Here is a 7650-nt window from a genome sequence, read left to right on the forward strand (position 1 = left end):
CGGGGCCGGGCCGGTCGCACCGGCCCGGCCCCGGACCCGTCGCTACCGGCGGCTCCAGACGCTCGGGTCCACCGGGCCCTCGTCCTCCGGCCGCCGCCCGGCGGGGCGCTCGCCGGGCCCCCGACCGTCGCCCGAGCCGATCACGTCCACGCCGGTCACCTCGGAGACGGTCACCTCCGGGACGAGCGCCTCCGGGCCGCCCGGCGCGCCGCCGCTGAACTCCCCGTCCGGCTGCGCCGGCACCGCGGCCGACGGCGGCTGCTTGCGGCGGTCGAGGGCCGCCAGCAGCGGCGGCACGGCCAGCGCGCCGACCGCCGCCCACAGGGCGTTGGCCACCAGCAGCGTCCACGGCACCAGGGAGAGCGCGCTCTCGAACCCGGTGTCCCGGCTGCGGCCGAGGTAGCGGACGGTGGTCTGCGAGGAGCTCAGCATCCCGGAGACCAGCATCAGCAGGCTGAGCCCGGCGGCGTACACCGCCGCCAGCCGGAGCCGGTCCGCGGCGTCCAGCCGCCGCCGGTACGCCGTCCAGCCGAGCACCGCGGCGGCGGCCAGTGCGAGCAGTGCGGTCCAGCGCCAGTCGCCGTTCGCGCCGTGCAGGTCGAAGAAGGAGTAGTCGTCGACGTCGCGCGGCTCCCGGTACCAGTCCGAGCCATCGACCGTCGGCATCTCGCTGGTGGTCCGGAAGGTCGCACCGGAGCCCAGTCCGAGCAGCATCAGGCCGACGTTGGGCAGGAAGGCCATCGCGGTGCCGGTCAGCTCGCCGCCGGCGCTCGTGTCCCCGCTGTGGACCGCGACCACCACGAGGCCGGCCACCGCCGCCAGGCCCATGGTGACCGCCAGCGCACGGCCGGCCGCCAGCCCGGCGACCGCCCAGCCGCGCACCGCCCGGTTGCGCCAGGCCGCCCAGCGCAGCGCGTCGGTCCCGTACACGGCGAACGCGAGCAGCCCGGCGAGCAGCGCCGTCCAGCCGGCCGCCTCGATCCAGCCGGCCGAGGACTCGTAGCCGGCCCGGCCGAGCGCCCCGGAGTCGACGTCCACGTCGAAGCGTCCGCCCGGGTACCACGCGGCGCCGGCGAGCAGGCCGAGCAGCACGGTCACCGCGGCCGAGGCCACGGCGGTGCGCGCGGCCTCGGCGGCCGCCTGCCGGCGGGTCAGCTGCTCGCCGGTGCGCTCCTGGCGGCGGCGCGCGCCGATCCGCAGGCCCAGCCAGAGCGCGAGCAGCCACAGCGCGGTGACGGTCAGCGGCACCGCGCGGATCAGCGTCCCGCCGTCGCCCCCCGCTTCGACCGGACCGTCGGCGGCGACGTCCAGCCGGAACGGCGCGCCGAGGGCGCCGAGGACGATCGCCAGCCCCGTGCCGAAGCGCTCACCGTAGGAGGGCGGGTCGATGACGACCGTGTAGGGGAAGAAGTCGTCCGGGATCGCGACGGCGAGCGCGGCCAGCAGCAGCACGGCGGTGGGCACGACGACCGCGCGCAGCGCCGGGCGCCAGTCGGCGCCGGTCAGCCAGGCGAGCGCGGCGGGCCTGCCGGCGGCCGGGTCGTACGGCCGGCCGGCGCCCCAGGGCGTCCCGACGGGCGGCGCGGGCGGCACCGGCGGCGCGGCCTGCACGGTCGGCGCGGACCGCGGAGCCGGCGGGGCCGGAGGCAGCACCGGCGGCGGGAGCACGCCCGGCGGAACGGCGGGCGGCGCGGACGGCGGCGTCGGTGGTGGCGGCGGTGGTGGCAGCACGGGCGGCGGCACCAGCGCCCGCCCGCAGGACGCGCAGGCGAGCGCCCCCTCCGCCGAAGCCGCGCCGCAGGATGCGCAGATGGCCATGGACCGCGTCCCCCCGTCCGAACGAACGATCTCCTGGTCCCCCAGGGCGCCCCTTTTCTCCCATCGGGTACGGACGGCTGTCAACCGCTCACGCGTCGCCGGGGCGGCTCGGTACGGACCCGGGACATTTCCCGGGTCCGCCCGGCCGCCCCGGCGACCGCCGGTCAGGCCTGCTTCTTCGGCACCTCCGGCACCGCCAGCAGCGGCAGCCGCAGCGCGCCGAACGCGTCGTCCGGCACCGCCGGGGCGAGCGGCGCGACCGGGGCGATCCGGCGGTACTCCTCGCCGGGCGCCGGGCGGGTGTCCCGCTCGCCCTTGTTGGGCCACATCGACATCGCCCGCTCGGCCTGCGCCGTGATGGTCAGCGACGGGTTGACGCCGAGGTTGGCGGAGACCGCCGCGCCGTCCACCACGCTGATCCCGGGGTGCCCGTAGAGGCGGTGGTACGGGTCGACGACCCCGGTCAGCGGGGAGTCGCCGATCGGACAGCCGCCCAGGAAGTGCGCGGTCATCGGGATGTCGAAGATCTCGCCGACGCTGCCGCCGGGGAACCCGTTGATCTCGTCGGCGAGCGCCCGGGCGCCGCGCTCGGCGGCCGGGATCCAGGTCGGGTTGGGCGCGCCGTGGCCCTGGTGGGAGGTCAGCGCCCCCTTGCCGGGGCCCTTGTCCTTCAGCGAGACGGTGATCGAATTGTCCAGGGACTGCATCACCAGGCCGATGATCGTCTTCTCCGACCACCGGTGCTGGTTCATCGACCGGGCGAAGGTCACCGGGTGCTTGACCGAATTGCCGAGGTAGCGCAGCCAGCGCGGGAGCCGCCCGCCGCCCCGGACCTGGGCGATCGACAGCGCGCCCATCGCGTTGGAGCCCTTGCCGTAGCGGACCGGCTCGATGTGGGTGTTCTCGTCCGGGTGGATCGAGGAGGTGATCGCCACGCCCTTGGTGAAGTCCGCGCGGGCACCGTAGCGCCGGTCCGTGGTCTGCGCGCCCACCAGCGCCTCGGAGTTGGTCCGGGTCAGCTCGCCGAGCCGGGCCGAGATCCGCGGCAGGTGACCGGCCGCGCGCATCCGGTGCAGCAGGGTCTGGGTGCCGTAGGTGCCGGCCGCGACCACCACCCTGGCGGCGGTGATGGTCCGCGCCCCGGCCTTGACCGGGTCGGTGGTGGAGCGGCTGTCGGTGCGCCGGACGTCCACCGCGAAGCCGCCCTGCCACTCGCGGATCCGGGCCACCGTGGTCAGCGGGTGGATCTCGGCGCCGCCGCGCTCCGCCAGGTACAGGTAGTTCTCGGTCAGCATGTTCTTGGCGCCGTGCCGGCAGCCGGTCATGCACTCGCCGCACTCCACGCAGGCCCTGCGGGCCGGACCGGCGCCGCCGAAGTACGGGTCCGCCACCTCGCCGCCGGGCGCCGCCTTCGCCGTGCCGTCCCCGTCCTCGCCGTCGCCGAAGAAGACCCCGACCGGTGCCATGTGGAAGGTGTCGCCGACGCCCATCCGCTCGGCGGCGGCCTTCAGGTGGACGTCGGAGGGGGTGACGGTCGGGTTGAGCCGCACCCCGAGCATCCGCCGCGCCTGGTCGTAGAACGGCGCCAGCTCCGCCTGCCAGTCGGTGATGTCGCGCCACTGGCGGTCCTCGAAGAACGCCTTCGGCGGCACGTACAGGGTGTTGGCGTAGTTCAGCGAGCCGCCGCCGACCCCGGCGCCGGCCAGGATCAGCACGTTGGCCAGCAGGTGGATGCGCTGGATGCCGTAGAGGCCGAGCTTCGGCGCCCACAGGTAGTTGGCCACGTCCCAGGAGTTGCGGGGCAGTTCGTCCCGGTCGAAGCGGCGCCCGGCCTCCAGGACGGCGACCCGGTACCCCTTCTCGGTCAGCCGCAGCGCCGAGACCGAACCGCCGAAACCGGAGCCGACCACGACCACGTCGTAGTCGAACTCCCGGTCCTCAGCCGAACCCACCATCTGCCACTGCTCCTTCGGAAGTCGTCCAGGGGAAGTCGTCCACGAAACGGGGTACCGGCCGCCGCCGGGGTCACCTGACGCGCAGGGCCTTCAGCATCCGCAGGCCGGCCGTCATCATCACCGCGTACTGCCGGTCCTCCTGGCCGAACATCGGCGCGATCGGCAGCACCCGCTGGCTCGCGATGGTCTGCGCCTCGGTGAACCGCAGGATCCCCTCGGCGCCGTGCCGCCGGCCGAGCCCGGAGTCGCCCATGCCGCCCATCGGCGAGGCGGCCGAGCCGTACGCCGCGCCGTAGGCCTCGTTGACGTTCACCGTGCCGGTGCGCAGCCGGGCCGCGATCGCCCGGCCGCGCCGGACGTCCCTGGTCCAGACGCTGGAGTTGAGGCCGTACGGGGTGGAGTTGGCGGCGGCCACCGCCTCCTCCTCGGTGTCGAAGCGGTAGACCGAGACCACCGGGCCGAAGGTCTCCTCGGCGCACACCGCCATGTCCGGGGTGACGCCGTCCAGGATGGTCGGCTCGAAGAAGAACGGGCCGAGGTCCGGCCGGGCCCGGCCGCCCGCCACCACGGTGGCACCGGCCTTGACCGCCTCCTCGACGTGCCGGGTGGTGGTCTCCAGCTGCCGGACGGAGACCAGCGAGCCCATGTCGGCCCCGTAGGCGAGGCCGCCGCCGAGCCGCAGGGCGCGGGTGCGGGCGGCGAACTTCGCGAGGAACTCGTCCGCCACCGAGCGGTGCACCAGCAGCCGCTCGATCGAGATGCAGAGCTGGCCGGCCGAGGAGAAGCAGGCCCGGACGGCACCCTCGGCGGCCCGGTCGAGGTCGGCGTCGGCGAGGACCAGCAGGGCGTTCTTGCCGCCGAGTTCGAGCGAGGCGCCGACCAGCCGGTCGGCGGCGCGCCGGGCGACGTCGCGGCCGGTGCGGGTGGAGCCGGTGAACGAGACGTAGTCGCCGTGCTCGACCACCGCGGGGCCGATCACCGGGCCGTCGCCGATCACGATCTGCCACAGGTCGGCCGGCAGTCCGGCCTCGATCAGCAGCTCGCGGGCCCAGAGCGCGGTCAGCGCGGTCTGCGTGTCCGGCTTGTTGACCACCGCGTTGCCCGCCACGAAGGCCGGCAGGGCGTCGCCGACCGACAGCTCCAGCGGGTAGTTCCACGGCGAGATGTGGCCGATCACGCCCTTGGGGCGGCGGGCCTCGATCGCCTGGGTGAACAGCGGAACCGCGCCCAGGTGGCGCTTGTCGCGCAGGTAGGCGTGGGCGGCGCGGCCGTAGTGGCGGGCGGCGATCGCGACGGCGAGGATCTCCTCGAAGGCGTGCAGCCGGGCCTTGCCGGTCTCCGCCTGGATGAGGTCGAGCACCTCGTCCTGCCGCTTGAGCAGCAGGTCGTGGAAGCGCAGCAGGACGGCGGCGCGGCGGCGGACCGGCAGCGCGGCCCAGGCCGGCTGGGCGCGCCGGGCCAGCTCGAAGGCGACCTCGACGTCCGCCGGGGTGGACTGCGGCAGGCCGGCCAGCCGCTCGCCGGTCAGCGGGGCGACGGTCTCCACCACGCTGGGCTCGCCGGTGGCGGTGACCCCGGCGACGAGGCGGGCGACCAGGGACGGGGGCACGGCCGAGGCGACGGTGCGTCCGCCGCCGGGCGCGGCGGGATTGCGGCCCGGCGCGCCGGCGCCGGCGGGGTCGTTGGCCGTGGCAGCTGCGGTGAGGTCCGACATAAGGCGCAGCCTAGGCGCTCGGCGCCCGCTTCGGTACCCGTGGGTAACAACAAACCGGACGGCCGCCGGCGGCCCACCGGGTCAGCGGGTGGGGGTGAAGTAGTGCAGCACCGCGTTGAACCGCTGCTCGGCCTCGTTCCACTCGTTGCCCCGCTCGGGGCTGGACGAGTAGATCGCGTAGCTGGTGCCGTCCTCGTCGATGAACTCGGCCTCGATCGCCCGGCGCCGGCCGCCCTCCTTGGCCAGGTAGCTGAACTCCCAGACCGCCGCCTCGTGGCCGTTCACGGCGATGCCGGTCAGCTTGTGCTGCTTGTACTCCTTCCGCGACTTGGAGACGGTGGCCTCCATCTGCCGCAGGTGCTCCAGCGGCTTGACCGACTGGCCCACCGTCACCGCGAACTGCAGGTAGTGCACATTGCCGTCGGGGCTGTAGTAGATCTGGTTGTCCGAGGTGCTGGTGCGCTGCCAGACGGGGGTGGTCGCGGGCAGCGGGAAGCGGAAGCCCGCCGGGTCGTCCACCCAGCGGTAGCCGCTGGGCGCGGGCATCCCGCCGCCGTCGCCCGGTTCGGCCACGGACGGCACCGGCGGGACGGCGTTCTGCGAGGCGGCGTCGTGCCGGGTCAGCAGGAAGGTCGCCGCGACGGCCACCGCCACCACCACGGCCACCACGAGCAGCTGGAGCGCGGCCCGGCGCCTGGCCGGTCCGCGCGCGGTCGCGTCGGTGTACGCCACCGGCGCGACCGGCCCGGTGGGCGCCCCCTCGGACTCCCCGCGCCCCGGGTCGGCCCCGGCGGGATCGGCCCCGGCGCGGTCGCCGCCGACGAGCGGCGCCACCGACGGTTCCCCGGCCTCGGCCGGCGGCACCGGACGCGGCACCGTCACCGCCTCCGGCCCCTCGGGCGAGGGCTCGCCCGCCCCGTCCGGCTCGCCCGAACGGTCCACCACCGGCACCGACTGGGTCGGCATCCGCACCGGGGTGACCGGCTTGAAGCCGAGGGTGTGCCCGGCCTGCACCTCGGCCAGCATCCGGGCCGCCTCGTCCGCGCTCGGCCGGTCCGCCGGGTCCTTGGCCATCAGCGCGGCCAGCACCGGCCCCAGCGGCCCCGCCCGGCGCGGCTCCGGCAGCGGGTCGCCGACCACCGCGGCCAGCGTGGTCAGCGGTGAGGTACGGCGGAACGGCGAGTCGCCCTCCACCGCCGCGTACAGCGTCGCCCCGAGGCCCCACAGGTCGGAGGCCGGACCCGGCCGCTCGCCCTGCGCCCGCTCCGGCGCCAGGTAGTCCGGCGAGCCGACCAGGTCCCCCGGCCGGGTCAGCTCGGCCGAGCCCTCGTACGTCGCGATCCCGAAGTCCAGCAGCACCGCCCGCCCGGTCCCGTGCTCCAGCAGCACGTTGGCCGGCTTCACGTCCCGGTGCAGCACGCCCAGCTGGTGGCCCCGGTGCAGCGCGGCCAGCACCTGACCGCCCACCTCGGCGGCGGCGCGCGGCGGCAGCGTGCCGTCCTGGCTGATCACGTCGGCCAGCGAACGCCCGTCGACCAGCTCCATGACGATCCACGGCCGGCCGTCCTGCTCCAGCACGTCGTGCACCGTGATCACACCGGGATGCTTGATCCGGGCGGCCGCGGCGGCCTCCCGCTTCATCCGGGCGTGCAGGATCTCCAGCTCCTCCTCAGGGAGGTGGTTGACGGTCAGCTCCTTGACCGCGACCTCGCGGTCCAGCATCCGGTCCCTGGCCCGCCAGACCGTGCCCATCCCGCCGCGGCCCAGCCGCTCACCCAGCTCGTAGCGCCCGGCCAGCAGCCGCTCCGCCTCGGCCGACTCCGGCCGGTCATGCGCGCCCATCCGCGACCGCTCCCCCTCATCCACCTGCCGTCACCGCGACGGAGGGCCCGGAGCGGACCACTCGGTGCAGAGCACTGAATCGAACAAATCCCACGGACACATTAGGCGCCCCACCCGCCCCCCGGTAATCTCCCCCACCCGCCACGGTGGCGACCATGGTCCCACCGACCCCGTCAGCCTGCGAACAGCACCACGGCCGCCACGCCGAACAGGAGCAGCAGGAACACCCCGCCGACCAGGAGGGGGCCCAGCAGCGCCGGCGGAATCCGCGGCGGCCGAAGGCCCTCGCCGAGCAGGACCGCACGATACTCCAGCGCTACC

General features: G+C 75.5%; 4 protein-coding genes. All 4 read right to left on the bottom strand.

The window, feature by feature from the left end; translation table 11 throughout:
* Window positions 1-42 precede the first annotated feature (42 nt).
* Window positions 43-1818: a hypothetical protein gene (locus ABT093_RS32930; RefSeq protein ID WP_350570603.1), complete on the bottom strand. Its 1776-nt coding sequence runs from the start codon at window positions 1816-1818 to the stop codon at window positions 43-45.
* Between the two features lie 164 nt (window positions 1819-1982).
* Window positions 1983-3773: a GMC oxidoreductase gene (locus ABT093_RS32935; RefSeq protein WP_350570605.1), complete on the bottom strand. Its 1791-nt coding sequence runs from the start codon at window positions 3771-3773 to the stop codon at window positions 1983-1985.
* 70 nt (window positions 3774-3843) lie between these two features.
* Window positions 3844-5487 carry a succinic semialdehyde dehydrogenase gene (locus ABT093_RS32940; RefSeq protein WP_350570607.1) on the bottom strand — a complete coding sequence of 548 codons (1644 nt, stop codon included), beginning with the start codon at window positions 5485-5487 and terminating at the stop codon, window positions 3844-3846.
* Window positions 5488-5568: 81 nt separating this feature from the next.
* A complete protein-coding gene (locus ABT093_RS32945; RefSeq protein ID WP_350570608.1) occupies window positions 5569-7329 on the bottom strand; it encodes a protein kinase domain-containing protein in 1761 nt (586 codons plus the stop codon).
* Between the last annotated feature and the right edge of the window lie 321 nt (window positions 7330-7650).

Origin of the sequence: Kitasatospora sp. NPDC002551, from assembly GCF_040296005.1 — a bacterium.
Lineage (GTDB): Bacteria > Actinomycetota > Actinomycetes > Streptomycetales > Streptomycetaceae > Kitasatospora.

Excerpts from the sequence above, each read along its gene's own strand:
- ABT093_RS32930 (WP_350570603.1), bottom strand. The coding sequence starts at position 1,818 with ATGGCCATCTGCGCATCCTGCGGCGCGGCTTCGGCGGAGGGGGCGCTC.
- ABT093_RS32935 (WP_350570605.1), bottom strand. The coding sequence starts at position 3,773 with ATGGTGGGTTCGGCTGAGGACCGGGAGTTCGACTACGACGTGGTCGTG.
- ABT093_RS32940 (WP_350570607.1), bottom strand. The coding sequence starts at position 5,487 with ATGTCGGACCTCACCGCAGCTGCCACGGCCAACGACCCCGCCGGCGCC.
- ABT093_RS32945 (WP_350570608.1), bottom strand. The coding sequence starts at position 7,329 with ATGGGCGCGCATGACCGGCCGGAGTCGGCCGAGGCGGAGCGGCTGCTG.